Below are 25,273 nucleotides of genomic sequence, written 5' to 3'. Positions count from 1 at the left end.
GCGTTGCCGGCGCATTCCCGCAGCGTTTATGCCCCACCCCACCATTCCCTGATGCCGCCCTGCCCCGGGACCGGCACGTCAAAGGAGACATCCCCCTGTGAACCACCTGATGAGCCCGCTGCTGCAGCGGGCGGCCGATGCCCCGGCCATCAAGCCCGCCGTTGAGCTGGGCACCCCGGTACTGCTCACCATCGCAGCGGTGGGCATCGCCATCCTGCTCGTGATGATCATCCGCTTCAAGATCCAGGCCTTCGTGGCCCTGCTCACCGTCAGCATCCTGGTGGCCGTGGCAGCAACCATCCCGCTGCAGGACATCTTCACCGTGGTCTCCAGCGGTGTGGGCAGCACCATGGGCAAGGTGGCCATTTTGATCGCGCTCGGCGCCGTGCTGGGCCGCATGATCGAGGTGTCCGGCGGCGTCCAGTCCCTCGCGGACCACTTCACCCGCAAGCTGGGGGCGCGCCGCGTGGCTGTGGCCCTCACTGCCGTCGGCTTCCTGGTGGCCATCCCCGTCTTCTTCGAGGTGGGCATCATCGTGCTGGTGCCCATCGTGTACGCCTTCGCCAAAATCGCCAAGGTCCACCCGGTGAAGTTCGGCCTCCCCATGGCCGGCATCATGCTCGCCATCCACGTCGCTGTTCCGCCGCACCCGGGAATCGTGGCCGGTGCGGGCGTGCTCGGCGCCGATATCGGGCTCATCGCCCTGATCTCGCTGCTGATCTGCGTGCCCCTGGGCTTCCTGTCCTACTGGGTTGCGTCCATCATGAACCGCAAGGACTATGAGCTGCTGCCGGCCGTGAAGGCCCAGGTGGAGGAGTTCGGCTCCAAGTCACTGGTCAAAGTGGGCCATGACGGTCCCGGTGCCGCCGCCATTGCTCCGCCGCGGCCGGGCCTGATCATCTTCCTGATCGCAGCACCCATCGTGCAGATCCTGCTCGGTACCGTCGGCACCCTCATCCTCCCCAAGTCCCATCCTCTGTACGGCCTCGCAGCCTTCATCGGCAACCCGTTCCTGGCCCTGCTGGTGGCCGTGGCGCTGTCCTTCTTCCTGCTGGCCGTCCGTCGCGGCTGGTCCTTCAAGGAAACCGGCGAGATCTTCGAAGGCTCCCTGCCTCCCATCGCCTCCATCCTGATGGTGGTGGCTGCCGGCGGCGTGTTCGGCAACGTGCTGCAGGTCTCCGGCATCGGCTCCGCGCTGTCCAAGACCCTGGACACCCTCGGCGTTCCGCTGCTGCTGCTCGGCTTCATCATCTCGCTGGCCCTGCGCGCCGCCCAGGGTTCGGCCACCGTTGCCATCGTGACCACCACCGGCCTGCTGTCGGCAGCGGTCAGTGGCGGCGGCTACAGCCCGGCACAGATTGCCGTGATCGTGATCGCCATCGGCTTCGGCGCCCTGGGCCTGTCCCACGTGACGGACGCCGGCTTCTGGGTGGTGGTGCGCTACTACGGCCTCACCGTCTCCGACGGCCTGAAGACCTGGACCGTCCTGACCACCATCCTGGGCGTGGCCGGCTTCCTGCTGACCTTTGTCGCCTGGATCCTGGTGGGAGGTTTGGGCGCCTGATGCAAACCCGCCTGGACCACCTGGTCACCTCCGCCCTCCAGCAGGGTTCCGCAGTGCCGGCCTTCACCTGCTACGACTTCACCACCGCGCTGGCCGTGGTGGGCGCCGCCGAGGAATCCGGCACGGGCGTGATCCTGCTGGTGGCACCCAAGACCGCCGCCACCGCCAACGGCCTCCGGCTCATCTCGGCGCTGCGTGGCCTGGCCGACGCCGCCACGGTCCCCGTCGCGGTGCAGCTTGACCACGCCTCAGACCTCCACGTTATGGCCGACGCCGTCCGGGCAGGGGCGGATTCCGTCCTTGCCGACGGTTCGTCCCTGCCTTACGAGGACAACATTGCGCTGGTCCAGGCTGCCCGTGCCCTGCTGGGTTCCGACGTGGTGCTCGAGGCCGAACTCGGTGGCCTGGCAGGCGACGAGGACCGCGCTTTCGAGGCCGGCCAGCCCGGCGTCGACGTCGCGGGCCTGACCGACTCCGCGCAGGTGGAGGACTTCGTGTCCCGCACCGGCGCTGAACTGCTGGCCGTCGCGGTGGGCAACGTCCACGGCAAGTACAAGGGCGAGCCGAAAATCCGCTGGGACGTCTTGCAGGACATTGCCGCGCGGATCCACATCCCGCTGGTACTCCATGGCGCCTCCGGCATCCCGGCTGAAGAGCTGGTCAAGGCCGCGGCCATGAACGTTGGCAAGGTCAACTTCAACACCGAGCTGCGGACGGGCGTGCTGGCCACCCTCCAGGACCAGCTTCCCGCGCACCGTGCCGACGGCGAAAACCTGCAGGGCCTGCTGGCTCTGTGGAACGAATCGGCGAAGGGCTTCGCCGCCACCACGCTGGCAACGCTGGCGAGGTAGCGGGAACGGAAACTTCCATGAACGGGAGGCTAGGATCAAGCAATGGTCCTGGTCTCCCTTCTTTTTGCCTTCCTTTCCGGCGCGCTGCACGTCTTCATCTTCACCATGGAATCCCTTACCTGGACCCGGCCCGCCACCTGGAAACGCTTCGGGATCGCCTCCCAGGCAGATGCCGAGTCCACAAAGCCGTTGGCGTACAACCAGGGCTTCTACAACCTGTTCCTGGCCGTGGGGGCGTTCATTGGCGTGGGGCTCGTTATGTCTGCCGGTGCGGGATCTTCGCCGGCCGTGGCGGGCTGGACCCTGATCTTCAGTTGCTGCGGTTCCATGCTGCTGGCGGCCGCCGTCCTGGCGTTCACTGGCCGCAAGTACCTCCGCGCCGCGGCAACCCAGGGCACCATGCCGCTGCTCGCCGTCGTCGCCGGCCTGCTGGCAGTGCTTCAGTAGCGGCAGAAGGGGCATAAGTCCTTAAACCCGCGCAGGCAACAGGGGCACAATAGTGCCGTGGGCAGCGTCGAGTCGTTGTAGGTCCCATGCGCAGCACAGCAGGGCGGGGGACAGGAACCGGGGAGGACACGGCGGACCGTGATCCGGCCATCGACCTTGTCCGTTTCATGTGCCTGGCGCTGGTGGTGGTGGGCCACTCCATGATGGTTAGCCCGGTCCTTCACCCCGACGGGACCGTGACCACAGAGAACACCCTTGCCCAGCAGAACTGGTTCGAGCCCATCATCTGGATCTTCATGGTCATGCCCCTGTTCTTCGTCACCGGCGGCGTGACCGGGCTGCAGTCCTGGCGCCGGCTCAAAGCAAGCGGGGGCACGGCCGCCCAGTTCATCCGCGCCCGGCTCCTGCGCCTCCTCCGCCCGGCCACCCCCTTGCTGGCAACAATGGTGGTGGGGCTATCCGTGGCGGCCGCGTGCGGCGTCGACCGGCGGGTGGTACAGCTCATGGCGGCAGGGGCGGCCATGCCCCTGTGGTTCCTGGCCGCCTACCTCGCGGCGCAGCTGAACATTCCCGTCCTGGCGGCACTGTATGCGCGGGCGCCCTGGCTGTCCTTCTGCCTGCTGGCCGGGCTGGTGGTTGCCGTGGATTGCCTGCGCGGGGTCCTGCCGGACCTTGCCAATGCCAATCTGGTGTTCGTGTGGTGCGCGGTGCAGCAACTGGGTTTCCTGGCTGCCGACGGCTGCCTCTCCCGTCTTTCCCGTTCCGAGCTGCTGGGCATCGCTGTGGGGGCGCACCTGTTGCTGGGACTCGTGACCGGGCTGGGGCTGTATCGCGGAAACATGCTGGTGAACCTCAACCCGCCCAACCTGACCCTGGTGATCCTGGCCGTGCCGCAACTGGCCGCGATGGAACTGGCGCGTCCGGTCCTGGCGCCGCTGGCCGGGGTCCCGTGGATCGGACGGATGCTGGTGCTGGCCGGCAGCAGATCGTTAACTGTGTATCTGTGGCACCTGCCGCTGCTGGTGGGGATGTCCGGGCTACTGCTCCTGGCGCCGATCCCCAAACCCAGCTCCGGCAGCGCCGAATGGTGGTGGTCACGTCCACTGGTGGTCCTGGCGCTGGTCCTCCTGCTCCTGCCGGTGGCCGTAGCCTTTGGCGGACTGGAGGAACGGACGACGGCGCCCATCACCATGCGCTGCAGGCCCGCCACGGCGGGGGCCGCCGTCGTGGTGGTCTTCATCCCCGTGGCCGACGCCGCACTCAGTGGACTGTCACTGGGACTGCTGGCAGCCGGCACGGTCTGCTTTTGCGTGGCGATCCTTTTGCTCGGCGGTTTTCCGCTGCGGCGCACCGCACCGTACCGGCGCCGCCATGGCCGAAGGACCATTGCCAGTGGACTGAAGTAGTGCCAGTGTCGAACCATGACCGAGAACACCACGTCCGCTGAGGACAAGTTCACCGCAAATGTCTCGCTGCGGCGCAATGACACACAGCACCGGTACGAACTCCTGGTGGACGGCAGGCTGGCCGTCAAGGCCTTCTTCCACGATCTTCCAGGGCACATCGATTTCACCCACACCGAGACCGGCCAGGATTTTGAAGGCCAGGGGCTGGGGAAGGTCCTGGCGCACTTTGCCTTGGATGACGTGGTGGCAACGGGCAAGCGCATCATCCCGCACTGCCCGTTCATTTCCAGCTACCTCCGCAAGCACGAAGGCTACGAACAATTCGTGGACTGGCCGGAGCGTTGAGGGTGCCCTGACGGGAGCCGGCGCTTTCGTTATTCCCCGGGCAGCCGCGGGTAGGCCTTCACCATGGAAGACCAGCACGGCGTATTTGATGTGGCAATCATCGGCGGGGGACCGGCAGGGCTGAGAGCTGGCGAGGTATGGCGGGGCCACGGCTTCCGGTTTCGTCCGGTCGGCCAGCCGCGGCGAAGACCAATTTGTCCTGGCCATGGACGACGGTTCCACCCGGACTGCACGCCGGCTCCTGATCGCCTCCGGGATCGTGGATGAGCTGCCCGACCTTCCCGGCGTCGCCGACCGGTGGGGGCGGGACGTGCTGTATTGCCCCTACTGCCACGGATGGGAAATCCGGAATCAAAAGATCGGGGTCCTGGCAGCCGACTCCCACTCCGTCCTGCAGGTCTTGACGTTCCGGCAGTGGAGTCCAGACGTGACCCTCTTGCTGAACGATGCCCTGGAACTCAGCGCCGGCCAGGCGGAACAGCTGGCTGCACGTTCGGTCCAGGTGGCGGAGGGAAAGGTCCGCGCGTTGGAGGTCCGGGACGACCAGCTGGCCGGCGCCACCCTGGACTCGGGCGCCACAGTGGCCCTGGACGTGCTGGTGGTCAGTCCCGAAACCATCAGCAAGGCCAACATGCTCCAGCGTCTGGGACTGGAGCCGGCTGCGCTCCGGGAGGGCCCGGGGACGCGCCTGGAGACGGATGAAAGCGGCCGGACATCCTGCCCCGGCGTATGGGCCGCCGGCAACGCCACGGACGTGTCCGCGCAGGTCATGACCGCGGCCGCCGCCGGCCTTCGCGCAGCAGAGGCCATCAATGCCGACCTGGTCCTGGCAGACACCCGCCGCGCGGTGGAGGAAGCCAGGGTACTCGCGGGGCACTAGCGCGCAGTCTTTGGGCAGCCGGGCTTGAGCCGGACGGGGGGTCCAGGCGGCCGGCGAGGCCCCGCAAGCCGTGCAGCCTGCGGGGCCTCAAAGCCAAGCCGGGAGCCGGTTAGCTGGCGAGAGCCTCGTCGCTGACTGTCATGGCGGTCCCGGGGTCATCGATGGTGAAGCCGCAGGCGCAGCGGTAGGTGACCACGCTCTCCGGAACGGATCCGGGATGCAGGGCAATGACGGAGTTCCCGTCCACGTACACGGGCTGCCGGACCGGAAGCTCGTCGGGGTCAACGCGCTGCATTGGCGTACGGCAATGCATGCGGGAATTCAGGGTCATCAGCAAGCCGGCGTCCACCGGTACGGTGGCGGACATGAGCTGCCCGGCTGCCTCGGTGCGCTCCCCAAACGCAGGCAGTTGGTGTTCCATTGCGGTGGTCATTATGTTCTTCCTTGGGCTTCTTCACGGAACCGCCAGCGTTGGCAGCACCGCCGCGAACTGCTTGCGGAGGTTCATTTATCCCCATAAGCAAAGCATGCTTATTATTTGATGCACAAGTCGGAACAGCCAAGAGTGCGGCGTGGAGCCCCTGCCGGGGATGCGTTTTCCGGTCAGCCGCGCCTGCGCTGCCAGTGCCAGGCATGCCAGAACAGCAGGGCAAAGAAGATGGCTGTCCCGCCGGAAATCCCTTGCGGGGCAAACGCGAAGACGAAGTAGTCGAAGGTGGCCCGGTCTCCCATGGCCACAGACATGGGGTTGTTCAGCAACGCCGACGCTCCACCGCAAATCATGCCGGCAGCCAGCAGCCATAACACCACAATGAAGGGATTGGGCGAGGCCCATGACCGTTTCGTCCCCATCGCCTTCGAGCCTTCCGCCTCAGGCGGCACCGGGTTCCCGTCCCCGTCCACTTCACGGAATCCGAGCGCCCCGGATGCTTGCTGTTCCATGGTTCCCCCTTCACGGCAGCAGACCGGCCAGTCACCGGCGGCACCAGCCTACCGGTCCATGACGCCATCTCTCTGGCTAGGCTTGCAGCATGACGCCAACCAGCACCCGAACCACAGCACTCGTCACTGGCGCCAGCGCCGGTCTGGGCCACGAATTCGCGAAGCAGCTCGCCGCCCAGGGGCATGACCTGGTCCTGGTGGCGCGCAACGCTTCCCGGCTTGCTGAAACAGCCGAGGACTTCCGGCGGCGGTACGGGGTCACCGCTGAGGTGCTTCCCGCTGACCTGACCCAGGACGACGACGTCGCCGCCGTCGTCGAACGCCTCGAGGATGCCACGCGGCCGGTGGGGATCCTGGTGAACAACGCCGGAATCGGCCTGCTGCACAACTTCGAGGACAATCACGCAGCGGAGGAGAGGAGCCACCTGAAGCTGCATGCGGAAACCTCCATGGTGCTCACCCACGCGGCCCTCAAGGGCATGTTGGAGCGTGGGGAGGGCAGGATCATCAATGTGGCCAGCGTGGCCGCGTTCCTGCCCCGGGGCACGTACTCGGCTGCGAAGGCCTGGCTGGTGAGTTTCAGCCGGTGGGCAAACCTGGCCTACCGCAAGCGCGGCATCAAGGTCACGGCCGTCTGCCCCGGTTTTACCCATACCGAGTTCCACGACCGGATGGGAATGGACAAATCGGTGGCCCCGTCCTGGACCTGGCTGCGCGCGGAGCGGGTGGTCAGCGAGGGCCTGGCGGACAACGAACGCGGCAAGGCTGTGTCCATCCCGTCCAAGCGCTACAAGGTGGTGGCGGCATTGGCCAAGGTGGCTCCGGCGCGGCTAATGGCCGGCCCGGCGCGGAAGCCGAAGTAGGGCGGCGCGCGCGGACTGCCGTCCCGGAAGACCCTTCCGAGGCCGTGAACCGGACCTGCGGACAGCCACTACCACCAGGATTCCGAGCGCCGCGCCAACCAGCGTTTCGACCGCACGCTCGGTGATGAGTATCCCCGGTTCGATGGGGGACGCCAGCTGGGTCATGAGCAGGATGACCGGGGTGAACCAGACCATGGCCAGGCCATAGTGCCTGGTCATGAACAGTTCAGTGGCGAACTGGAAAAGGATCACCAGCAGGGCCAGCACAGCCGCGCGGTGCACGGGCTCCTGCAGCGCCGGATCGAGGGCCGCCAGGGTCCAGGGCCCGGGAATGATTACGACGGCGGTGACCGCCAGTCCCAATAGCGTGCCCACGATGCGGTGGATGCCCCGCCTGACGCTGCTGGGCAGGTCTGCTCCGGCCAGGGGTACGGCAGCCGCAGCCATGGCCCAGTGCGGGTGGCCGGTGCCGCTGAGGACGCCCACTGTCCCGGCAGCACCCACCGCCAGTACGTACCGTGCAGCGTGGATGACCAGCTCGCGGTGCCTTGCCGCTGAGAGTCGCGGCACCTGCCTGGCAGCACCAGGTTCCCAGGACCTTCTGCGCATCCAGCCGCTGAACCCGATCAGGATGGAGAACACCGATGATGCCACGGCGATGAGCATGGCCGTGTACCAGGGGACCGCGGTGGGAACGGACGCGCAGGCGCCCAGGGCGAGGATTCCGAAGAAGGGCCCATTGGGTTTCAGCCGTACCCTGTCCGCGTACACGGAGCCAACTCCTGCCAGGGTGGCTTCCACGGCCACCAGCCACCAGGAGTGGATGTGGTTGATGGACAGCATTACTCCCACGGCTACGCCCGTGAGCAGCACCAGGGCGCCCTGGCCCTGGTGGCGGAGCCGGAGCTGGTGCGGTTCGGAGCGGCCGTACATGCCGGTGAGCGCGCCGAAGACGGCGTAGATCATGAGGTCGGTGCGGCCGGCGGCCAGCAGGAGCAGCGAGGGGACAGCAACGCTGATGGCCACGCGGAGCGCGGCAAGGTGGTCGCCGTTGGCAGGTTCCAATCGGTGGAGCGCGCGTACCTGCTCCCTTACGCGCTTCATGTCCGGACCTGTCCTGTTTCGTTGATCTACTGCAGCCCGAGGGCCCTTGCGAACGTATCACCGCATCCCGCGCACCGTAACATGCCGTCAGTCATAAGAGGACATCCGGCAAGCACGCAAAGGCCCGCCCCGTATGCGTCCCAAGGAAGCACGCGGGGCGGGCCTGTGAGCGTGGGCTACAAGAGTGCCCGGGCCGCGGGAACTATGCCCCGGCCGGAACCCCGCGGTGTGCGTGGGGGTCGGTGCCGTCCTGGGTTTCGAACGGCAGTTCGTCCAGGTTGATCAGCGGGTTCTCGTCCTGGGTCGCCACCAGTTCCTTCGCCTCTGCCTGGGTGTCGACGCTCGGCATCGATCCTGGGAGCGGGCGGTTGGCGGATTCCTTCAGGAAGTAGATGGCAATGGCGCCCACCAGGGAGGTGGCCATCAGGTAGTAAGCAGGCATCATGTCGTTGCCGGTGGCGCTGATCAGCGCGGCCACGATGAACGGGGTGGTCCCGCCGAAAATGGCCACCGCGAAGTTGTAGGCAATGCCCATGGCACCGTACCTGCTGGAGGTGGGGAACTGGGCCGGCAGTGCCGACGCCAGGTTGGCCACATAGAAGGTGACGGGGAAGGCAACCAGGGCAAGGCCGGCAAGAGTGGACCAGATCTGGCCGATACCGATCAGCATGAACGCGGGGATGGCCAGGACGATCGTGCTGATGGCTCCGATCCAGAGTACGGGGCGGCGGCCGATCCGGTCGGAGAGCTTGCCGGTCAGCGGGATGCAAAGGCTCATGACCACCAGGACGGGAATCGTCAGCAGTGTGCCGTGCACTTCGTCGTAGCCCTTGGACTCGGTCAGGTAAGTGGGCATGTAGGACGTCAGCGCGTAACCGGCCGTGTTGGCAGCGGCAACAACCACCATGGCAACAATGATGGGGCGCCAGTAGGCCTTGACGATCCCTACCGGTCCCTTGGCCGTGGCCGTTTCACCCGCGGATGCGTTCTTTGCATTCTCTTCCTGGGCGTCAAGGGTGGCCTGGAACTGCGGCGACTCCTCGATCTTGCTCCGGAAGTAGACGGCGATCAGGCCCAACGGGCCGGCAACCAGGAACGGGATGCGCCATCCCCAGTCCTCCATGGTGTCCTGGCCCAGGGTCAGCTGCAGGACGGACACCAGGGCGGCACCGATGGCGAAGCCCAAGTAGCTGCCCAGGTCCAGGAAGCTGGCAAAGAATCCGCGGCGCTTGTCAGCAGCGTACTCGCTGACGAACGTGGTGGCCCCGGCGTACTCGCCGCCGGTGGAAAAGCCCTGGACGACCTTGAGGAGCACCAGCAATGCTGCTGCCCACAGCCCGATTTGGGCGTATCCGGGCAGGAGGCCGACGGCGAACGTGCTGGCCGCCATGATCATCAGCGTGGTGGCCAGGATCTTCTGGCGGCCCATCTTGTCGCCCAGCCAGCCGAAGATCACGCCGCCCAGGGGACGGGCGATGAAGGTGGCGGCAAAGGTTCCCAGCAGGAACAGCGTCTGGGTGGTGGGATCGGATTCCGGGAGGAACACCGGGCCCATGGTGGTGATGAGGTAGCCGAAAACGCCTACGTCGTACCATTCCATGGTGTTGCCCACGATGGTTCCGCCCAGCGCCTTCTTAAGCATGGGCTGGTCAACCACGTTGACATCGGATTCCTTGAGGCGCCGCCGGGGCAGCAGCCTGGGCTTCTTGGCAGCCGTGGGGGCTGCCGGGTCGGTTCCGCGGGCGTTTGTGGCGCCTGCTGAAGAGTCGGTCCTGCTTCGGTCTGTGGGCATTTGGGCAACTCCTGTGGAGGTCATTTGCTTGCGACTTGTAGCTGCCCCGCTCCGGGCAGGCCTTCAATTTTACGGGAAATCCCATAGCGTCCCACAGTTCCATCGCGTACTATGGTCCCTTTTGGGCCCGATTAGGGCCTCCTTCGGGAAATTTTTTGTCCCGTTTTCCCGCGCTGTCACTGGGAAGCAGGCTGATCGATGGCGTCGATCCCAAAAATTTTCCAAACCGGCCCGTTTGAGGGTCCCTTTTGCCGGGGAACCCGCCCTGAAAGTGACGGCGGCCACCATCCTTGGAAGGGGTTCACAGGAGCCTCCGACGTGCCTATGGTAGAGCGATGAACACACCTCTTTCCGGGCAGTAGTCCACGCGCGCCCGGGCGCTTTCATTGGCGTTTCGTTTCAAGGAAGAACGAAGGAAAGAAGGGAAGTACAAAATGGGTGAAGAGTCCAGCCAGTCCCACATCAGGCCTGAGGTCGCCAACCACCTTGCCGCAGCCATGGATACCCCGGTGGCGCCCGGCCTCCCGGCAACCGGGCCCGTCCCCCTGGCGGAGCAGGGCGGGTGGCCGGACGGCATGGGCAAGCGGCGGCACCCCAAGGACCAGGGCGCCGGTCACGGCCGGATGGGACACGAAGCCGCAGTGACGGCGGTCCACCGCACCGGCCGCCCCCAGATGCCGCACTCCTCGTAGACGGCACACGGCACCAACACCCGCAAATTACCTGGGCCAGCCGAATGTGGCAGGCGCCAGGTAATTTGCGTGTCAGCGTAAAGCGCGCCTCGAAAACCGCGAAGACCTCAGCCTTCCCGGACCACCTCCGACGGGTCCTTGTCCACCCGCCAGCCCCGCCACCGCGGATGCCTCAGCCTGCCCGGCCCCGTCCACTCGCTGTACGTCACCTCGCCCACCAACTCCGGTGCCACCCAGTGGGCGTCGGCAGAGTCCGGGCGGGGGACTTCATGGAAGGGTGAGGTCTTCCGGCCGAGGCGTTCCAGCGTCTGCCGCAGTTCCGTAAGCTCCCGGGTGCTGAAACCGGAGCCGACCCGCCCCACGTACTGCAGCTTGCCGCCGTCGGGAATGCCCACCAGCAGCGATCCCACAGTGTCCTGGCGCCCGCCCTTTCCCGGCCGCCAGCCGCCCACCACCACTTCCTGGGTCTGCTCCGTCTTGAGCTTGATCCAGGTTCGTGTCCGCTGGCCGCTCACGTACCGGCTGTCAGTCCGCTTGGCCATGACGCCTTCAAGCCCAAGCTCCTGCGCGCTTTCCATGAGGAGCTCAACCGGTTCCTCCAGCACCATGGACAGGTCCACCGGGCAATCGGAGGGCCGGAAGAAGTCTTCGAGCCGCTGCCGCCGGTTACTGAGCGGCAGGGGCCGGAGGTCCTTCCCGTTGTCGAAGAGGAGATCGAACAGCATCAGCTGGATCGGGATCGAGGTGCGGGCTTGGGCGACGTCGGCCGCCCGGGTGAGTTTCATCCGCCCCTGCAGCAGGCCAAAGTCAGGCCTTCCACCGGGCCCGAGGGCGATAATCTCGCCATCAGCAACGAACGGCTGCCCTGGCCAGGAGTCCCGGTCCGTCAACTCGGGGTAGGTCCTGGTGACGTCGTTGCCGTTGCGGGAGAAGATCCTGACCTTTTCCCTGTCCGCCACCAGGAGGGCCCGGACGCCGTCCCACTTGAGTTCGTACTGCCAGGCGCTGCCCTGGAGGTCGGCAATGGTCCCGGAGGTTGCCATCATGGGAGCGTATTCCAGTGGGTCGGCGGGAGCACTGTCGGCTGGCTCGGGGACCGCGGCAGGCTCCTTTTCGCCGGTGTCCTGCGACGGTTCCTGGACCGGCGGAGCCGCGGACCGCCGTCGGCCGCCCGTGTGGTCCTGGTCCATCAGGTGGATGAGCCATTGGTTTTCCGCGTCCTTGCCCTGCCCGCGACCGGTGTGGATGAGTGCCACCTTCTTGCTGCCGCCCAGCCCGCCGCCTTCCGACCCGGTCAGGGTGACGATGACTTCCCTGCCGTTGATCCATTTGTGCAGCTCATAAGTGCCTGTATCCCAGATGGTCATCTCACCAGCACCGTACTGCCCCTTGGGGATGGTCCCGTGGAAGGTGAGGTAGTCCATGGGGTGGTCCTCGGTCTGGACGGCCAGGTGGTTCTTGCCGCCGGGCTCCGGAACGCCCTTCGGGAGGGCCCAGGACGCCAGGACCCCTTCGTGTTCCAGCCGGAGGTCCCAGTGCAGGCGGCTGGCGTGGTGCTCCTGGATGACAAAGCTGTTGCCGCCTGCCGCGATGCCCGCGAACGGTTCGGGCGTGGCCTCGGGATCGCGCATGGCGCGGTACTTGCCCAGGCGACCATCGACGTCGTGCGCTTCCTCCCTGGCAGCGTCAGTACCTTCTCCACCACCTGCAGCGGGGACGACGGCGGCGAACGGGTTGTTGCCGTCCCGCACCCTTCGCAGGACCTCCTGGTAGTCCAGGTGCCTCAGCTTGGGAGACTCGATTTCCTCCCAGGTCCGGGGCGCTGCCGCCGTGGGCGTGGGCCTGCCGCGGAGCGAGTAGGGGACTACCGTGGTTTTCGCCGCGTTGTTCTGGCTCCAGTCCACCAGCACCTTGCCCTTGCGCAGCGACTTCTTCATATCGCTGACGGCAAGGTCCGGGTGGTCGGCCTCGAGTGCGCGGGCCAGTTCCCGGGCGAAGGCGGAGATCTGTTCCGAGGTCTGCGTCCCGTCCAGCGCCGCGTAAAGGTGGATGCCCTTGCTGCCGCTGGTCACCGGGACGGAATCCAGGCCCACGTCCTGCAGGATGGCGCGCGCCAGGAGGGCCACTTCGCGGCATTCCGGCAGTCCGGCACCTTCGCCCGGGTCAAGGTCCAGCACCAGCCGGTCCGGGTTCAGCTGGTTGCCGTGCGGGTCCACGCGCCACTGCGGTACGTGGATTTCGAGCGAGTTGATTTGGCCAAACCAGGTCAGGGTGGCTGCATCGTTGACCATTGGATAGTGGATGGTCCGGTCCTTGTGCGTGATCGCAGCCCGCGGCAGCCAGCCGGGAGCTGAGTCCTCCAGGTCCTTCTGGAAAAACACTTCGCCGGGCTTCTCCGCCGTTCCCACCCCGTTGACCCACCGCTTGCGCGTGGCCGGGCGGTTGGCGGCCGCCGGGATCAGGACGTGCGCCACCGCAGCGTAGTAGGCCAGCACGTCCGCCTTGGTGGTGCCGGTCTCCGGATAGATGATTTTGTCCAGGTTGGTGAGCGTCAGTTCGCGTCCCGCCACCCGGACACGTTCGCGGCTACCTGCCACGGGGCTTCACCTCCGGCCCGCTCTGATGTTGACTGTATAAATGAGAGCCATCTGGAAAGGTGCCATTGCGTTCGGCCTGGTCAACGTGCCCGTGAAGGTCTACAGCGCCACAGAGGATCATGACATCAGTCTGCACCAGGTTCACAATGCAGATGGCGGCAGGATCCGCTACCAGCGCCGGTGCGAGGTCTGCGGGGAAGTGGTGGACTACTCGGACATCGAGAAGGCGTTCGAGGAGGACGGCCGAACCGTGGTGCTGTCCAAGGATGAGCTCAAGTCCATTCCCGCGGAAAACAGCCACGAGATCGAAGTGGTGCAGTTTGTCCCGTCGGAGCAGCTCGAACCCATGATGTTCGAGAAGAGCTACTACCTGGAGCCTGATTCCAAGTCGCCCAAGGCCTACGTGCTGCTCCGCCGGGCACTGGAGGACACGGACCGGGTGGCCATCGTCCAGTTCGCCCTCCGGGAGAAGACCCGGCTGGGTGCCCTCCGGATCAAGGACGATGTCCTGGTGCTGCAGTCCCTCCTCTGGCCCGATGAGGTGCGCGAGGCAAGCTTCCCGTCACTGGAGGCCGACATCAGGATTTCCGCCCAGGAACGGGACATGTCCGCGGCGCTGGTGGAATCCATGGCCGCAGACTTCGAGCCCGCCTCCTTCACTGACGAGTACCAGGTGCAGCTCCGCCAGCTGATCGACGCCAAGCTGGAACAGGGCGAATCGCTGGACACGGAGGAAACCTTCGGCGCCGAAGCCGGCGAGGGGGGCAAGGGCGAGGTCATCGACCTCATGGAGGCCCTCAAGCGGAGCCTGGACAGGAAGCGTGGCGGCGGGGAGTCCGCGTCTGCCGGCGGAGATTCCGACGACGAAGCAGAGGCCGGGGACGAGGAAACCGGGGCTGCCAAACCCGCACGCAAAGCCTCCGGTGCCAAGACGTCCGCGTCCAGGACGGCGGCAGCGAAGACCGGCACGGACGATGCCAAACCTGCCGGCAGGTCATCAGCGAAGTCCACATCCACTTCAGCCAAATCCACCGGGTCCAAGTCCACAGCGTCCAAGTCCAGTGCAGCTAAATCAACGGCGCCGAAGTCGTCTGCAGCTAAATCGTCGGACACCAAAGCGTCCGGCACGAAGGCCGAAGCCAAGCCGGCCGCCAAGACCACCCGGGCGCGCAAGCCGGCCTGACCAGCAACCAAAACTTACGTCCGGGAAAGGCCTTGGCGCCCGGTCCGCCGGCAGTCCTGCCTTTACACCGGCCCCCATCGCGTCCACAATGAGTCGCATCACAGCCTCCGCTGTGCCAACAGCGTGCTGTCACCCATTTGGACCTGACACGTAGAGGGGCACGGACATGAGCCAGCAGACCGATGCAGTGGAGGCGGACCGGGAGCTGAAGAAGAAGCACCGGGCCATGTGGGCGTCAGGGGATTACCCGGCCCTTGCCGACGAGATGCTCCTGGAACTGGGAGCCGTGCTGGTGGAGGCCAGCGGTATCAAGCCCCGTCAACGGGTCCTGGATGTGGCGGCGGGAACCGGCAACGCGGCCATCCCGGCAGCAATGATGGGCGCCAAGGTGGTGGCCAGCGACCTTACCCCCGAGCTTTTCGAAGCGGGCCGCAAGGAAGCCGCCAACCGGGGCGTCAGCCTGGAATGGCAGGAAGCCGACGCTGAAGCCCTGCCGTTCGGCGATGCGGAGTTTGATGCAGTGATGTCCTGCATTGGCGTGATGTTCGCGCCCCATCACCAGGCGGCCGCCGACGAGCTGGTCCGGGTTTGCAAACCCGGCGGCTCCATCGGCTTGCTGTGCTGGACCCCGGAGGGATTCATCGGGCAGATGTTCGCCGCCATGAAGCCTTTTGCCCCGCCGCCCCCGCCCGGCGCGCAGCCCTCACCGCTGTGGGGGAGCGAGGAGCATATCCGCGAGCTCCTGGGTGGGCGGATCACCGACGTTCACACCCGCAAGCAGAACCTGGCCGTCACGAGCTTCCACCAGCCCGCGGACTTCGTCAGGTACTTCAAGTCCCACTACGGCCCCATCATCTCCGTCTACAAATTCCTGGGCGAGGACCAGGACAAGGTCAAGGCCCTGGACAAGGCACTCACCGATCTTGCCGATTCCTTTGGGGATGCGCACGGCGATGCCCCGTTCCAGATGGAGTGGGAGTACCTGCTCTTCACGGCGAAAAAAGCCTGAGCCATGCCGGGAAACCATGTGGCCACCTCCGTTGCCACCATCAACGCCCGCCCGGAGCGTGTGTGGGACGTGATAACGGATCCGGCCACCGTGAAGGAGTTCATGTTCGGGACCACGCTGGAGACGGACTGGAAAGCGGGAAGCCCCATCACCTGGCGTGGCGAGTGGGAGGGGAAGGCGTACCAGGACAGGGGCCGGATCCTGGCGGTTGAACCCGGACGGCGACTGGTGCACACCCACTTCAGCCCGTTGTCCGGGCAGGAGGACAAACCGGAGAATTACCACACGCTCGAATGGACGCTTGAGGACCAGGGTGGCGCCACCCGGTTGTCGCTGGCGCAGGACAACAACCCCAGCGAGGAAGCCGCCGCGCACTCGAAGGGCATGTGGGACAAGCTCCTGGCCGATGTGAAGGCGCTCGCTGAACGCGGGTGACTGCTGCCCGCCCGGGTGGGCAGCAGGTTAAAACCAGGCGGCCGCCGTCGGGCATATCCCTTGGGAGGGAAAGCCCGACGGCGGCCGCCGGCGTTGTGCTGCCTGGGGCAGCGTGGCTGCTACTCGGCGTCGTGGTCCGTTTCGAGGATCTGCACCAGGCGCTCCAGTGCGTCGTCCGCACCGGCACCTTCGGCGCGGAGGACCACCACGTCGCCGTGGGAGGCGCCCAGGCTCATGAGGGACAGGATGCTGGCGGCATCCATGGCCTCATCGGCCGGCTCGCCCTCACGGGCAATGGTGATGTCCAGGTCGAACTCTCCGGCTGCCTCGGCAAAGATGGCGGCCGGGCGGGCGTGCAGGCCCACGCGGCTGGCGACTGTTGCGGTGCGTTCTGGCATTTTTGCTCCTTTGTCTTTCGGCGTGCTGATGCTTCAGCGCCGGGAAGGTCTGTGGCTAAACCGGCTCAGACGGTTGCGGGAACCGGTTCAACCGTATCAACGGACTTCTTGACTGCCCAGCGCTTCAGGCCCACCACGGCCAGTGCGCTGACCACGGTGCCGGCGATGATCGCGATCACGAACATCAACAGGTTGCCGATGGCGAAGAACACGAAGATACCGCCGTGCGGTGCCTGGGACGTCACATTGAAAGCCATGGTGAGTGCACCGGTGAGTGCGCCGCCCACCATGCTGGCGGGGATGACGCGGAGGGGATCGGCAGCAGCGAACGGGATGGCGCCTTCGGAGATGAAGGACGCGCCCAGCAGCCAGGCAGCCTTGCCGTTCTCGCGTTCAGCCAGGCTGAACTGCTTCTTGTCCAGGACCGTGGCCAGTGCCATGGCCAGCGGCGGGACCATGCCGGCTGCCATGACCGTGGCCATGATCTGCCACGGCGCCTGGTTGGTTGCGCTGCCGGCGCTCAGGCCGGCCACGGCGAAGGCGTACGCCACCTTGTTGACAGGGCCGCCGAGGTCGAAGCACATCATGAGGCCAAGGATGATCCCCAGGACGACGGCGGAAGCACCGGTCATGCCGGACAGCCAGCTGTTGAGCGCTGTGGTGAGTCCTGCGATGGGTCCGCCGAGCACCAGGAACATCAAACCGGAGGCAACGATCGAGGCGAGCAGCGGAATGATCACCACAGGCATCAGGCCGCGGAGCCAGCGGGGCACCTGCCAGGTTCCGATCAGGTGCGCAATGTAGCCGGCCAGGAGGCCGCCCACGATGCCGCCGAGGAAGCCGGCCCCCATGAATCCGGAAACGGCGCCGGCAACGAAGCCGGGTGCAATGCCTGGACGGTCGGCGATGGCGTAGGCGATGTAGCCGGCCAGCGCGGGGACCAGGAATCCCATGGACAGCGCGCCGATCTTGAACAGGACCGCGCCGAGGTAGATGGCCAGGCCGCCCTCCGGGAGGTTGCCGAAGTTGTTCGCCAGCACCACCTTGTCCGCAACGCTGGTGATGTTGTAGCCGCCCAGGAGGAAGCCCAGGGCGATCAGCAGGCCGCCGCCGGCAACAAACGGGATCATGTAGCTGACACCGGTCAGCAGTGCACGCTTCAGCTTCTGGCCGATGTGTTCACCCTTTTCCGATGCTTCCTGTTCCGCCTGCTCTTCGGCACCGAAGTGCGGTACGCGGCGTGCGTGGGGATCGGATGCGGCAGCCAGCGCTTCCTGCACCATCTTGCCCGGCTCATCGATGCCGCGCTTTACCGGGGCGTTGATGACGGGCTTTCCGGCAAAGCGTTCCTTGCCGCGGACGTCCACGTCAACGGCGAAGATCACGGCGTCAGCTGCGGCGATCACGGCCGGGTCCAGCGGCTTGGCGCCGGAGGAACCCTGCGTTTCAACCTGCAGGTCGACGCCCATCTCCTGGGCGGCGGCAACCAGGGAGTCTGCTGCCATGTAGGTGTGGGCAATGCCGGTGGGGCAGGCCGTGACAGCCACCAGGCGGGCGGGGCCGGAAGTGGCCGGGCCGGCCGGGGAAGCGGCGGACGCGGTGCCGGCGGAGGATCCCACAGCCCCGGCACCGGAACCGACCGCAGCACCGACGGGGACTGCATCAACCGGAGCGGCGGCGGCGTGGGCGGCAGGCTTGTCGGCCAGAGCGCCGTCCACGAGTTCCACGATCTCAGCCTGGGAGGAGGCGTTGCGGAGGGCCGCGGTGAAGTCCTTTTTGATGAGGGACCGGGCCAGCTTGGAGAGCAGCTTCAGGTGCTCCTGGTCAGCCCCGTCCGGAGCGGCGATAAAGAACACCAGGTCTGCCGGGCCGTCCTTGGCGCCGAAGTCCACCTTCGGGTTCAGCCGTGCCATGGCGAGCGTGGGTACGGTGACGGCAGCCGAGCGGCAGTGCGGGATGGCGATGCCGCCGGGAATGCCGGTGGCGGTCTTCTGCTCGCGGGCAAAGGCGTCGGCGAAGAGGCCTTCAACTTCTGATGCGCGTCCGGTGGCAGCTACCTTGCTGGCCAGATGCCGGATCACCGTCTCGGGGGCGTTGCCCAGGTTCTGGTCGAGCTCGACCAGGTCCGTGGTGATGAGCTGGGTCACTGTCAATCCTTTCGAAGGGCCGTGATGGTTACGGCATCCGGGGTGGTTTGGTTTACTGCCGGAACGGTGGAACCCGGCAGCGAGGCAGCGGCGGCACCGTGGGCCACCGCCTGACGAAGGCAGTCGGCAGGGGCGGCGCCCCGGCCATGGGCAAGCAGGTAGCCGGCAAGTGCGGAGTCGCCCGCGCCCACCGTGCTGACCGCGGCGACCGGCGGGTGCGTGGCCAGCCACGCGCCGTCAGCCGTGACGAGGACAGCTCCCTTGGAACCGAGAGTTGCCAGCACAGCACCCACGCCGGAACGGACGACGGCGGCTGCGGCGGCAGCTGCGGCCGCCGGATCCGCTTCCAGCTCGTCACCGGATGCCGGTGGGAAGCCGGCAGCTGCGGCCAGCTCGGCCAGTTCCTCGGCGTTGGGCTTGAGGAGGTCAGGCATGCCCTCCGGGCCGCCGGTGAGGGCGGCCGCGAGTGGCAGGCCGGACGAGTCGACGGCGATGCGCGGGGCGGCGCCGTCGGCGGAGGAACGCAGGCGGTGGGCCACCGTTGCGTAGAAGTCGGTGGGGAATCCCGGCGGCAGGGAGCCGGCCAGGACCACCCAGCGGGCGCCGCGTGAGCTTTCGACCAACAGCTTGATGAGGGCTTCCTGCTGGTTCTCATCCAGTACGGGCCCGGGTTCGTTGATCTTGGTGGTCACGCCGCCGGGCTCAGTGAGCGCCACGTTGGTGCGCAGCGGCTCGTCGATGGGAAGCGAAACGAAGGGCACCGCGCTTTCACGCAGGCCGGCCAGGACCGGATCGCTGTCCGCCCCGGGGAGGACGGCAAGGGATTCAAGTCCGGAGGCCACCAAGGCACGGGAGACGTTGACTCCCTTGCCGCCGGACTCCTGGCGGACGGAGACGGCGCGCTGCACCTCGCCACGCTCCAGGGGGCCGGGGAGGGCTACGGTGCGGTCAAGGCTGGGGTTGGCCGTGAAGGTGACGATCATGCGACCACCACGTCCACGCCGGCCTCTTCCAGGGCGGCTGCGAGTTCAGGTCCGGGTTCACTGTCTGTGATCAAGGTGTCCAGATCTTTCAGGGAGGCGAACTGGATCAGGGTTTCCGTATCCAGCTTTGAGGAGTCGGCCAGCACCACAATGCGGCGTGCCGACTGGACGAAGGCTGCCTTGACGGCTGCTTCTTCAGGATCGGGAGTGCTGACGCCAAAGGTGGCGTGGATGCCGTTGGTCCCGATGAACGCGATGTCAGGGCGGATCCGGGCGGCGGCATTTACCGTTGCCTGCCCCACTGCCACCTGGGTGAGGCCGCGAACCCGGCCACCCAGGATCTGCAGGGCAACGCCGGGAACGTTGGAGAGTTTGCTGGCGATGGGTACTGCGTGGGTGATCACCACCAGTTCATGCTGGGGGCCCGTTCCGTCGGAAGGTTCGACGGCGGCGCGGCGGGCCAGCAGGTCGGCAAGCACCTCGGTGGTGGTGCCACCATCCATCAGGACGCTGGCGGGTGAGTTCCGGGGAATCAGGGCAAGGGCGGCTTCGGCGATCCGGATTTTTTGGTCCGGCCGCTGGATGGCCCGTTCAGTGACGCTTTCTTCGGTGGTGCTGAAGCGGTCTGCCGCAACGGCGCCGCCGTGGACGCGGCGGACCGTGCCCGCGTTTTCGAGGGCGGCAAGGTCCCTGCGCACCGTTTCGGTGGTGATGCGGAAGCGCTCAGCCAGCAGGGTCACGCTGACCCGGCCGCTGCCGGCAACAAGCTCGGCAATCTGTTGCTGGCGCTCTTCGGCGAACACGTACCCTCCGTTGCGTAGGTCCTGCTGTGTACGCTTCGCCCGTTCCCGGACTCGGCGTGACTGGCATCACATTGATGTTGAGTTACTTGACTTTATCTTTGCTTCTGTTGGTTTGTCAATGGAAACCAACATGAAACAAGATTCCTCATCAGGTCCCCAGCTGGGGATACCAAGAGCCGGACTGGACACGTGCGGCCCAGCCCGGCTTTTTCGGGTTCATCAGTGTGCCCGGGGATCCCGTCCCGGTTGCGCCGTGGCTAGATGCCGCCGTCCCGGCTTTCGTGGCGCGTGATGCGCTCGCCGGTGTTGGGGTCGATAACGGAACGGGACTCGCTGACCCGGCGGCTGCGGCCGGGGGAGGCAAGAATAAGCGAGGCGATCAGTCCGATAACGCCTACCGCCATGAGGATGTAGCCCACCAGCTGCTGGTCCACGAAGGGGATCAGTCCCGGAGCCACTGCCCAGGCAAGGATGGCGCCAAGGGCGATGAGGAAGATTGACGATCCGATTCTCATGACTTGCTCCTTATGGCCGCGTCCTGCGCGGCGCTGGTAGGGCGTTACGGGAGGTGGTGCGTACACTGCCAAAAGCTAAGCCTGCTGTCTGTCAAGCGTCACGCTACCTCCCGGTGATGCCGGATTCAATGACCTGGCCGGGGCCGGCGGGCTTCCGTCGTTAGGCTTGACCAGTGGAAACAGTTGTGTGGTCCAAGCCGGAAGGCCAGCGCGCCGGCACCCCCCTGCTGGTGATGATGCATGGTTACGGCACAGACGAGTCCCGGATGGTGCGCCTCTTCGAGTTCCTGCCTCCGGAGTTCACCTTCGCGGCGCTGCGGGCGCCAATGCCCATCGGCGACCACTGGGGGTGGTTCCTGCTCGACTACTTCCTGGCAAACGACTTCGCGGATGTCATCTCGGCTGCCGCCTCGGTGAGGGCCTGGATCAGCTCCGTCAGGGACCAGCACAGCAGCGTCACGTTGATGGGGTACTCGCAGGGCATGGCCATGGCCAGTACGCTCCTGCGGCTGCACCCGGATGACTACAAAGCGGTTGTGGGACTGTCCGGCTTCGTGCTTAACAACGAGCTCCTCTCGGTGACGGATTCCTTCGAGGCCAAGCCGCCCTTCTTCTGGGGCCGGGACAAGGCAGACCTGGTGATCAACGAGGATGCGGTGGCCTACACTGCCGAGTGGCTGGAAAAGAACACCTTGCTGACTGCCCGGACCTATCCGGGGATGGGGCATGCGATGTCCAAGACCGAAATGGTGGACGTCAGCGCCTTCCTGCGCCACTACGTGCTGCGCTGACGCGTGTAGCCACCCCGCCGATGGGTAAGAAAAAACAGTTGCCAGCTAAATTTGCAAGCGCTTACACTCGTCTACGGCCATGATCGGTCCTGCAGTGGGCGGACAAGGAAGTGATGCTGCGTGCATGAGGCGCGGCAAACCCTCCTTCAGGCTGTCCCGGCAGGGCCGGCTGTCCATCAACCGAAAGGACACCGCACTGCCGATGACACCGGAAACTGCAGCTGCCGCCGCCGACTGGACCGGCGCCGGAGCAATCCTGTTTGACCTGGACGGCGTCCTGACGCCCACCGCTACCGTGCACGAGCGTGCCTGGCAGGAATTGTTCGACGGCTATTTGTCCTCGCACCCTGAGGTCCCCGGGTACCGCGAAAGCGACTATTTCGACCATATCGACGGCAAGCCCCGCTTTGACGGGGTACGGGACTTCCTGGCCTCCCGGGGGCTCACGCTGCCTGAAGGCCCCCTCGATGACGACCCCGCCCACGAAACTGTCCAGGGCCTGGGCAACCGGAAAAACGCGATCTTCAATGACATCGTCAGCGCCGGCGTCGAACCTTTTCCGGGCTCGGTGCGCTTCCTCGAAGCCGCGCTGGAGCGCGGACTCAAGGTCGCCGTCGTCTCCTCCTCCCGCAACGCCCCCGCCGTCCTGGAAGCCGCCGGACTCAGCCACCACTTCCAGGTGGTGGTGGACGGCGTGGTGGCCGCGGAGAAGGGCCTCCCCGGCAAACCGAACCCTGCCACCTACGAGTACGCGGCCAAACTGCTGGACCTCTCCAGCCCCGAGTGCGTGGTGGTGGAAGACGCGGTGTCAGGGGTGCAGGCCGGACACGCGGGATCGTTCCACTCGGTCATCGGCGTGGACCGGGGCGCCGGGCGGCAGGCGCTGCTCGATGCCGGAGCCACCTTGGTGGTCAACGACCTCCAGGAACTCATCCCGTAAACACGCCGGCATCAAAACCTGCGTTGCCTGCCCCGGGCAACCCTGCTGCTTCCCGCCAGCACCCATCCGAGAACAGCCCTTCCCCGAATACTCCGTGCCGGCCAGCCCGGCACCACAGCAAGGCCAAAAGGACCCCGACCATGGCACTGATTACCGCGGACCGCGAACGGTTCCCCGATACCCCCTGGCAGTTCGTTGAGACGCGCTACGAAACCGACGGCGCGGAAACCCTCGAGACCCTGTTTGCCCTGGGCAACGGGCATCTGGGCATCCGCGGTGCGCATTGGGCGGCGGCCGATGCCGGGCTTCCGGGCAGCTTCATCAATGGCCTGCACGAAATCTGGGACATCAAGCACGCGGAAAACGCCTTTGGCTTTGCCCGGACGGGCCAGCGCATCCTCTACATCCCGGACGCCAACAACTTCGCGGTGGTGGTGGACGGCGAAATGCTCAGCCTCGCTGAATCGGAGGTCCTGGACTACCGGCGGAGCGTCGACTTCTCCACCGGAATCTACGAGTGCCGGATCACCTGGCAGTGCCGGTCCGGCGCCACGGTGACCACGACTGAACGCCGGGCCGTTGGCTACGAGTCCCGCGGCAGCCTCGGCATTTCGCTGGAGGTGGCTGCGGACCGGCAAATCTCCCTGGATGTCACCTCCGCCGTGATTAACCGCCAGGACCAGCCGGTGGAAGACCACTCCGTGCACGATCCCCGCCGGGCCGGACGGCACGCGGGGCGGGTGCTGCTCCCTGTGCGGCTCGACGGCGGCGACGGCTCGCTGCGCCTCTCCTGGGAGGCGGCCGAATCCAAGCAGCGGGTGGGGATCGCGGTGGACCACTGGACCTCCGCCGGGCACCAGCCGTTCGAAACGGTGGTGGACCAGGACGACAGCACCGTCCGGTACGTCCTTGCGGTCGATGCCGACGAGCCCTTCCGGCTGGAAAAGAGCGTCAGCTACGCGGCCGGCCGCGCCATCCAGGACCCGGAGGTGGATGCGGCCGCCGTGGCAGAGGAAGCCCTCCGCCCGGTGGACAGCATCTTTGCCGAGAGTATGGCCCACTACCGCGCCTACTGGGCCACCTCCGACATCGTGGTTGATGGCGGCCGGCCCGGGCTGCAGCAGGCCATCCGCTGGAACCTGTTCCAGCTGGCCCAGGCCACGGCGCGCGCCGACGTTGCCGGCATCCCTGCCAAGGGTGTGACGGGTTCGGGCTACGAGGGGCACTACTTCTGGGACCAGGAGGTGTACCTGCTGCCGTACCTTACCTACACCAACCCCGACGGCGCCCGGCAGGTCCTCGAGTTCCGCCACGGCATGCTTCCCGAGGCAAGGATCCGGGCCAAGGAACTGAGCGTGGACGGCGCCCTCTTCCCGTGGCGCACCATCAACGGGCTTGAGGCCAGCGCCTACTACGCTGCCGGGACTGCGCAGTTCCATATCGCCGCTGCTATTGCCTTCGCCACCAACAGATACCTCTGGGCTACCGGGGACGCCGAGTTCCGGGAGGGCATGGGCGCCGAACTGCTGATCGAGACGGCCCGGATGTGGATCTCCCTGGGCTTCTTTGGCAAGGACGGACTCTTCCACATCCACGGCGTCACGGGCCCTGATGAGTACACCGCAGTGGTCAACGACAACCTCTACACGAACGTCATGGCCCGCTTCAACCTTCGCGCCGCCGCCGCGCTTGAGCATGCGGGCATCACCCATGAGGAGCGCCAGCTGTGGGAGGCGGCCGCAAAGCGGATGCAGTTGCCGTTCGACGACCGGATGCAGGTCCACTCGCAGGACAACGACTTCATGACCCTGGAGGCCTGGGACTGGACCACGCCGCGGTCCAAGTACCCGCTGCTCCTGCATTTCCACCCGCTGGTCATCTACCGGCACCAGGTCCTGAAGCAAGCGGATACCGTCCTGGCCATGTTCCTGCAGTGGCAGGACTTCACGGCCGAAGAAAAGCAGCGGGCCTTCGACTTCTACGATCCCATCACCACCGGCGACTCAACCCTCTCCGCCTGCGTGCAGGGGATCATGGCGGCCGAGGTGGGCTATTCGAGGGAAGCGCTGGAGCACTTCACCAATGCCGCCTTCATCGACCTTGACGACACGCACGGCAACACGATCGACGGTGTGCACATCGCCTCCACCGGCGGAGTCTGGAGTTCGCTGGTGTGCGGGTTCGCCGGCATGCGCGACCAGGGCCCGGTCCCGTACTTCGATCCCCGGCTGCCCGCGGAGTGGGAGGGGCTTACCTTCCACCTGAAGATCCGGGGCCGCCTGCTGCTGGTCCAGCTTGCCGCCGGTTCCATCACGCTGACGGTCCAGGACGGCGGGCCGCTGGCGGTGGACGTCCGCGGGCACCGGTTGGTGGTGGGCAGTGAACCCGCCCAGGTGCTGCTGGAGCCGGTTGCGGAGCCTGAGCCCACGGTGTTCCCCAGCGGGCTGCCGACGGCGAGCATCCCCGTGGTGCGCGGCAACAGCTAAAGCCCCGTCCCGATCACCCGGCCAGGAGGGTGGCGGCTTCCTGGCGGGTGGTGCCGGAGTCCTGGATGCCTTCTGCGATGTGGGCGAGGTTGGCGGGGAT

24 protein-coding genes are annotated in these 25,273 nt (G+C 66.3%); 14 read left to right on the top strand and 10 right to left on the bottom strand.

Annotated elements, in window-relative coordinates; genetic code table 11:
- Positions 1-97 precede the first annotated feature (97 nt).
- The 6 genes from ACTHQS_RS20510 (at position 98) to ACTHQS_RS20485 (ending at position 5,493) form a co-directional block, all read left to right on the top strand.
- Positions 98-1,564 carry a GntP family transporter gene (locus ACTHQS_RS20510; RefSeq protein WP_440172569.1) on the top strand — a complete coding sequence of 489 codons (1,467 nt, stop codon included), beginning with the start codon at positions 98-100 and terminating at the stop codon, positions 1,562-1,564.
- The gene (locus tag ACTHQS_RS20505; RefSeq protein WP_440172568.1) at positions 1,564-2,415 is read left to right on the top strand and encodes a class II fructose-bisphosphate aldolase; all 852 of its coding nucleotides are present in this window, start codon (positions 1,564-1,566) and stop codon (positions 2,413-2,415) included. The genes ACTHQS_RS20510 and ACTHQS_RS20505 overlap by 1 nt, the downstream gene beginning before the upstream one ends.
- Before the next feature lie 42 nt (positions 2,416-2,457).
- Positions 2,458-2,862 carry a DUF1304 domain-containing protein gene (locus tag ACTHQS_RS20500; RefSeq protein ID WP_440172566.1) on the top strand — a complete coding sequence of 135 codons (405 nt, stop codon included), beginning with the start codon at positions 2,458-2,460 and terminating at the stop codon, positions 2,860-2,862.
- Between the two features lie 86 nt (positions 2,863-2,948).
- On the top strand, positions 2,949-4,268 hold the full coding sequence (locus tag ACTHQS_RS20495) for an acyltransferase family protein (protein ID WP_440172564.1): 1,320 nt from the start codon (positions 2,949-2,951) through the stop codon (positions 4,266-4,268).
- A 15-nt stretch (positions 4,269-4,283) separates the two neighbouring features.
- Positions 4,284-4,613: a GNAT family N-acetyltransferase gene (locus ACTHQS_RS20490; protein ID WP_440172563.1), complete on the top strand. Its 330-nt coding sequence runs from the start codon at positions 4,284-4,286 to the stop codon at positions 4,611-4,613.
- A gap of 127 nt (positions 4,614-4,740) precedes the next feature.
- Positions 4,741-5,493 carry an NAD(P)/FAD-dependent oxidoreductase gene (locus ACTHQS_RS20485; RefSeq protein ID WP_440172600.1) on the top strand — a complete coding sequence of 251 codons (753 nt, stop codon included), beginning with the start codon at positions 4,741-4,743 and terminating at the stop codon, positions 5,491-5,493.
- A 109-nt stretch (positions 5,494-5,602) separates the two neighbouring features.
- On the opposite strand, the gene ACTHQS_RS20480 is transcribed toward ACTHQS_RS20485, so the two are convergent.
- Entirely contained in the window at positions 5,603-5,926 is a 324-nt protein-coding gene (locus ACTHQS_RS20480; RefSeq protein WP_440172561.1) for a hypothetical protein, read from the bottom strand.
- Positions 5,927-6,096: 170 nt separating this feature from the next.
- Positions 6,097-6,435, bottom strand: coding sequence for a hypothetical protein (locus tag ACTHQS_RS20475; protein WP_440172559.1), 339 nt, complete (start codon positions 6,433-6,435; stop codon positions 6,097-6,099).
- Positions 6,436-6,524: 89 nt separating this feature from the next.
- Here ACTHQS_RS20475 and ACTHQS_RS20470 point away from each other — a divergent pair, with 89 nt between their 5' ends.
- On the top strand, positions 6,525-7,298 hold the full coding sequence (locus tag ACTHQS_RS20470) for an SDR family NAD(P)-dependent oxidoreductase (protein ID WP_440172557.1): 774 nt from the start codon (positions 6,525-6,527) through the stop codon (positions 7,296-7,298).
- On the opposite strand, the gene ACTHQS_RS20465 is transcribed toward ACTHQS_RS20470, so the two are convergent.
- Both ACTHQS_RS20465 and ACTHQS_RS20460 read right to left on the bottom strand, forming a co-directional pair.
- On the bottom strand, positions 7,266-8,402 hold the full coding sequence (locus ACTHQS_RS20465) for an FUSC family protein (protein WP_440172556.1): 1,137 nt from the start codon (positions 8,400-8,402) through the stop codon (positions 7,266-7,268). The genes ACTHQS_RS20470 and ACTHQS_RS20465 overlap by 33 nt on opposite strands.
- Before the next feature lie 202 nt (positions 8,403-8,604).
- The gene (locus tag ACTHQS_RS20460; protein ID WP_440172554.1) at positions 8,605-10,194 is read right to left on the bottom strand and encodes an MFS transporter; all 1,590 of its coding nucleotides are present in this window, start codon (positions 10,192-10,194) and stop codon (positions 8,605-8,607) included.
- A gap of 434 nt (positions 10,195-10,628) precedes the next feature.
- Here ACTHQS_RS20460 and ACTHQS_RS20455 point away from each other — a divergent pair, with 434 nt between their 5' ends.
- Positions 10,629-10,886, top strand: coding sequence for a hypothetical protein (locus ACTHQS_RS20455; RefSeq protein ID WP_440172552.1), 258 nt, complete (start codon positions 10,629-10,631; stop codon positions 10,884-10,886).
- 107 nt (positions 10,887-10,993) lie between these two features.
- Here the strand turns inward: ACTHQS_RS20455 and ACTHQS_RS20450 are convergent, their stop codons facing one another.
- Positions 10,994-13,483, bottom strand: coding sequence for an ATP-dependent DNA ligase (locus tag ACTHQS_RS20450; protein ID WP_440172550.1), 2,490 nt, complete (start codon positions 13,481-13,483; stop codon positions 10,994-10,996).
- A 40-nt stretch (positions 13,484-13,523) separates the two neighbouring features.
- Here ACTHQS_RS20450 and ku point away from each other — a divergent pair, with 40 nt between their 5' ends.
- The 3 genes from ku (at position 13,524) to ACTHQS_RS20435 (ending at position 16,110) form a co-directional block, all read left to right on the top strand.
- Entirely contained in the window at positions 13,524-14,666 is a 1,143-nt protein-coding gene (gene ku / locus ACTHQS_RS20445) for a non-homologous end joining protein Ku (protein WP_440172548.1), read from the top strand.
- A gap of 166 nt (positions 14,667-14,832) precedes the next feature.
- Positions 14,833-15,675, top strand: coding sequence for a class I SAM-dependent methyltransferase (locus ACTHQS_RS20440; RefSeq protein WP_440172547.1), 843 nt, complete (start codon positions 14,833-14,835; stop codon positions 15,673-15,675).
- A 3-nt stretch (positions 15,676-15,678) separates the two neighbouring features.
- On the top strand, positions 15,679-16,110 hold the full coding sequence (locus ACTHQS_RS20435) for an SRPBCC domain-containing protein (protein ID WP_440172545.1): 432 nt from the start codon (positions 15,679-15,681) through the stop codon (positions 16,108-16,110).
- 119 nt (positions 16,111-16,229) lie between these two features.
- Here the strand turns inward: ACTHQS_RS20435 and ACTHQS_RS20430 are convergent, their stop codons facing one another.
- The 5 genes from ACTHQS_RS20430 to ACTHQS_RS20410 all read right to left on the bottom strand — a co-directional run bounded on the left by ACTHQS_RS20430 (position 16,230) and on the right by ACTHQS_RS20410 (position 20,956).
- Complete coding sequence (locus tag ACTHQS_RS20430; protein WP_015935750.1) at positions 16,230-16,508, bottom strand: HPr family phosphocarrier protein; 279 nt, start codon at positions 16,506-16,508, stop codon at positions 16,230-16,232.
- Positions 16,509-16,573: 65 nt separating this feature from the next.
- On the bottom strand, positions 16,574-18,655 hold the full coding sequence (locus ACTHQS_RS20425; RefSeq protein WP_440172543.1) for a PTS fructose transporter subunit IIABC: 2,082 nt from the start codon (positions 18,653-18,655) through the stop codon (positions 16,574-16,576).
- Positions 18,656-18,657: 2 nt separating this feature from the next.
- Entirely contained in the window at positions 18,658-19,638 is a 981-nt protein-coding gene (locus tag ACTHQS_RS20420; protein WP_440172542.1) for a 1-phosphofructokinase family hexose kinase, read from the bottom strand.
- Positions 19,635-20,441 (bottom strand): DeoR/GlpR family DNA-binding transcription regulator, encoded by an 807-nt coding sequence (locus ACTHQS_RS20415; protein ID WP_440172540.1) that lies wholly within the window; start codon positions 20,439-20,441, stop codon positions 19,635-19,637. Before ACTHQS_RS20415 ends, ACTHQS_RS20420 begins: the two co-directional genes overlap by 4 nt.
- Before the next feature lie 257 nt (positions 20,442-20,698).
- A complete protein-coding gene (locus ACTHQS_RS20410; RefSeq protein ID WP_141158415.1) occupies positions 20,699-20,956 on the bottom strand; it encodes a DUF6458 family protein in 258 nt (85 codons plus the stop codon).
- 173 nt (positions 20,957-21,129) lie between these two features.
- On the opposite strand from ACTHQS_RS20410, the gene ACTHQS_RS20405 reads away from it, so the two are divergent.
- The 3 genes from ACTHQS_RS20405 (at position 21,130) to ACTHQS_RS20395 (ending at position 25,173) form a co-directional block, all read left to right on the top strand.
- Positions 21,130-21,747, top strand: coding sequence for an alpha/beta hydrolase (locus ACTHQS_RS20405; protein ID WP_440172538.1), 618 nt, complete (start codon positions 21,130-21,132; stop codon positions 21,745-21,747).
- A 202-nt stretch (positions 21,748-21,949) separates the two neighbouring features.
- Positions 21,950-22,687: an HAD family hydrolase gene (locus tag ACTHQS_RS20400; RefSeq protein ID WP_440172598.1), complete on the top strand. Its 738-nt coding sequence runs from the start codon at positions 21,950-21,952 to the stop codon at positions 22,685-22,687.
- Positions 22,688-22,827: 140 nt separating this feature from the next.
- On the top strand, positions 22,828-25,173 hold the full coding sequence (locus ACTHQS_RS20395; protein WP_440172536.1) for a glycoside hydrolase family 65 protein: 2,346 nt from the start codon (positions 22,828-22,830) through the stop codon (positions 25,171-25,173).
- Positions 25,174-25,273: the final 100 nt, after the last annotated feature.

Source organism: Arthrobacter sp. SAFR-044 (assembly GCF_051965175.1).
Taxonomy (GTDB): Bacteria; Actinomycetota; Actinomycetes; order Actinomycetales; family Micrococcaceae; genus Arthrobacter.
Note: the sequence above shows the minus strand (reverse complement) of the source record. Positions and strands in the feature narration are given on the sequence as shown.

Coding starts and splice junctions, on each gene's coding strand:
- ACTHQS_RS20505 (WP_440172568.1), top strand. CDS start 1,564: ATGCAAACCCGCCTGGACCACCTGGTCACCTCCGCCCTCCAGCAGGGT.
- ACTHQS_RS20500 (WP_440172566.1), top strand. CDS start 2,458: ATGGTCCTGGTCTCCCTTCTTTTTGCCTTCCTTTCCGGCGCGCTGCAC.
- ACTHQS_RS20495 (WP_440172564.1), top strand. CDS start 2,949: ATGCGCAGCACAGCAGGGCGGGGGACAGGAACCGGGGAGGACACGGCG.
- ACTHQS_RS20490 (WP_440172563.1), top strand. CDS start 4,284: ATGACCGAGAACACCACGTCCGCTGAGGACAAGTTCACCGCAAATGTC.
- ACTHQS_RS20480 (WP_440172561.1), bottom strand. CDS start 5,926: ATGACCACCGCAATGGAACACCAACTGCCTGCGTTTGGGGAGCGCACC.
- ACTHQS_RS20475 (WP_440172559.1), bottom strand. CDS start 6,435: ATGGAACAGCAAGCATCCGGGGCGCTCGGATTCCGTGAAGTGGACGGG.
- ACTHQS_RS20470 (WP_440172557.1), top strand. CDS start 6,525: ATGACGCCAACCAGCACCCGAACCACAGCACTCGTCACTGGCGCCAGC.
- ACTHQS_RS20465 (WP_440172556.1), bottom strand. CDS start 8,402: ATGAAGCGCGTAAGGGAGCAGGTACGCGCGCTCCACCGATTGGAACCT.
- ACTHQS_RS20460 (WP_440172554.1), bottom strand. CDS start 10,194: ATGCCCACAGACCGAAGCAGGACCGACTCTTCAGCAGGCGCCACAAAC.
- ACTHQS_RS20455 (WP_440172552.1), top strand. CDS start 10,629: ATGGGTGAAGAGTCCAGCCAGTCCCACATCAGGCCTGAGGTCGCCAAC.
- ku (WP_440172548.1), top strand. CDS start 13,524: ATGAGAGCCATCTGGAAAGGTGCCATTGCGTTCGGCCTGGTCAACGTG.
- ACTHQS_RS20440 (WP_440172547.1), top strand. CDS start 14,833: ATGAGCCAGCAGACCGATGCAGTGGAGGCGGACCGGGAGCTGAAGAAG.
- ACTHQS_RS20435 (WP_440172545.1), top strand. CDS start 15,679: ATGCCGGGAAACCATGTGGCCACCTCCGTTGCCACCATCAACGCCCGC.
- ACTHQS_RS20430 (WP_015935750.1), bottom strand. CDS start 16,508: ATGCCAGAACGCACCGCAACAGTCGCCAGCCGCGTGGGCCTGCACGCC.
- ACTHQS_RS20420 (WP_440172542.1), bottom strand. CDS start 19,638: ATGATCGTCACCTTCACGGCCAACCCCAGCCTTGACCGCACCGTAGCC.
- ACTHQS_RS20410 (WP_141158415.1), bottom strand. CDS start 20,956: ATGAGAATCGGATCGTCAATCTTCCTCATCGCCCTTGGCGCCATCCTT.
- ACTHQS_RS20400 (WP_440172598.1), top strand. CDS start 21,950: ATGACACCGGAAACTGCAGCTGCCGCCGCCGACTGGACCGGCGCCGGA.
- ACTHQS_RS20395 (WP_440172536.1), top strand. CDS start 22,828: ATGGCACTGATTACCGCGGACCGCGAACGGTTCCCCGATACCCCCTGG.